Origin of the sequence: Nocardiopsis sp. MG754419 (assembly GCF_018207095.1) — a bacterium.
In the GTDB taxonomy this organism is placed as follows: domain Bacteria; phylum Actinomycetota; class Actinomycetes; order Streptosporangiales; family Streptosporangiaceae; genus Nocardiopsis.
Genome location: NZ_QOCZ01000307.1, coordinates 1 through 1219 on the forward strand (window position 1 = coordinate 1; position 1219 = coordinate 1219).

General features: G+C 72.6%; 1 protein-coding gene. It reads right to left on the reverse strand.

Features of this window, described 5'->3' with window-relative positions; all coding sequences use genetic code 11:
• Nucleotides 1-101: 101 nt before the first annotated feature.
• Nucleotides 102-1067, reverse strand: coding sequence for a hypothetical protein (locus DSY14_RS27820; protein WP_211719567.1), 966 nt, complete (start codon nucleotides 1065-1067; stop codon nucleotides 102-104).
• Nucleotides 1068-1219: the final 152 nt, after the last annotated feature.

The window sequence follows — 1219 nt, forward strand, 5'->3', positions numbered from 1 at the left end:
GGGAGGGGGGTGGTCACGGCCCTGCCCGACGTCCCACGCCGCACCCGGAGCGCCGTGCCCCGGGCGGCGCTTCGGGCACGGACCCGCGGGACGCCTCCGGTTCACCCCTGGGTGTCGACCCGGTGGAGCGCGAAGTCCGTGAAGGCCGCGGAGATCTGAGCGTTGCCGGCCGCGGGGCGTACGACGGTGCCGACGCGACGTCGATCCTCGTCGTCGAGTCGCGTGCTGTCCGGGAGGGGCTGATCGTCCGTGGCGCTGAGGACGAGTTCGTCGTTGATCCACAGACGCAGGTGCATGGAGGGCTCCTCGTCCTCCTCGGCCACGTACTCACAGCCGAAGGTGAGGGTGTTGGCGACCAGGTCACCGAGGTCGGCCCCGTAGGGCAGCCCCTCCACCTCGCTCTCCTCGTCGAACAGGTCGGGGGTCCGGAACCCCTCGACCTCGGTGGTCTCGGCGAGGGCGCTGTTGCCGCTCTCCTCGGTCACCCGACGGATCTGAGCCTCGTTCCCGTCGAAGCGCAGCAGCGCCTCGTACATGGTGCGCTCCTCGTCCTCCTGGTCCCAGCAGCGCACACCCAGGAACGCTTCGCCCGGTCCCTCCAACGGCACCATGCTGCTGCTCACCAGGACGTGGTCGGGGGTCTCGCGTTCGAAGGGGGCCACACCGTCCCAGAAGGGGAAGAGGTGGGAGTCGAGCAGGAGCACCATGGCGTTCTGCTCGGACCAGTAGCCGAGGTTGTTCGACCGGGGGTCGCCGGACTCGAAGGGGAAGGAGCCGGACCACTCCGGGTCGGCGGCGAAGTCGGTCGTGTAGATGCTGGTGGTGTTCTCCGGAGGGGCATCGGAACCGGAGAACATCGCGACGCCACCGATACCGGCGACCAGCAGGAGCGCGGTCACGCCGCCACCGATGAGCAGGAGCCGGCGCCGACCACCGGAGGCGCCCCCGGCCGGTGTCGAGGGGGTCCCCGGGCCACCGGGACCACCGGGGCCCGCGGGACCGCTCGCGCCGTGGAACGCCCCGAAACCGCCCTGGCCTCGCGCGGGGGAGTGGCCCTGTGCCCCCATCCCGTGTGCGGCCGGCATCGCCGTGTGGCCGGTGTGGGCGCTCCGTAGGGGCCGGACCCGGGCGCGGTGGGGGACGGGGGAACGGCGCCGTGTCCACCGGCCCGCCCCGGGTGCTGCTGTGGAGCGAACCGGTGGCCGGGGTCGCCCTGGTG

Bases quoted from the DNA above. Each gene is read 5' to 3' on its own strand.
- DSY14_RS27820 (WP_211719567.1), bottom strand. From the start codon at position 1,067: ATGGGGGCACAGGGCCACTCCCCCGCGCGAGGCCAGGGCGGTTTCGGG.